This is a genomic window from Shewanella sp. SW32 (genome assembly GCF_025653365.1).
GTDB lineage: Bacteria > Pseudomonadota > Gammaproteobacteria > Enterobacterales > Shewanellaceae > Shewanella > Shewanella oncorhynchi.
In genome coordinates, this window is record NZ_JAKKSJ010000104.1 from 1 (window position 1) to 672 (window position 672).

At 45.2% G+C, this 672-nt stretch carries 2 rRNA genes; both read left to right on the plus strand.

What is annotated here, in order from left to right:
• A 16S ribosomal RNA gene (locus L5M28_RS24255) occupies nucleotides 1-187 on the plus strand; the annotation flags it as partial.
• A 362-nt stretch (nucleotides 188-549) separates the two neighbouring features.
• A 23S ribosomal RNA gene (locus L5M28_RS24260) occupies nucleotides 550-672 on the plus strand; the annotation flags it as partial.

A 672-nucleotide genomic window follows, 5' to 3' on the forward strand; every position in this document is an offset into this window, starting at 1 on the left:
GATCAGAATGCCACGGTGAATACGTTCCCGGGCCTTGTACACACCGCCCGTCACACCATGGGAGTGGGCTGCAAAAGAAGTGGGTAGCTTAACCTTCGGGGGGGCGCTCACCACTTTGTGGTTCATGACTGGGGTGAAGTCGTAACAAGGTAGCCCTAGGGGAACCTGGGGCTGGATCACCTCCTTACCTATACGACTAACTTAATGTTTGTTGAGTGTTCACACAGATTGCTTGTTTAGCTTCTCTCAGGAGAAGTCAGAGCGAAACATCCCTCTTGCAGGTAGATGTTGTTCTTTAACAATTTGGAAAGCTGATAGTATTTAATTGCATGAGTCTGTCATGTAATTAATTACAAAACGTTTAATGCGCAAGCATTGAACATGAGTTCTCAAACACTTTATTAAGTGTCTTGAATATTCAAYAGTAAATTATTCTTTATTGAATAGTTTACGTCTAAGGCGCGTCCACTTCTTTGGTCAGAAGTGAGACAAGTAAAACCAAGCTGGTCGCAATGCGGCGCAGATGAGTGAAACTCATTTGGGTTGTATGGTTAAGCGACTAAGCGTATACGGTGGATGCCTTGGCAGTCAGAGGCGATGAAGGACGTAGTAACTTGCGAAAAGCGTTGGCGAGCTAGTAACAAGCATTTGAGCTAACGATGTCCGAATGGG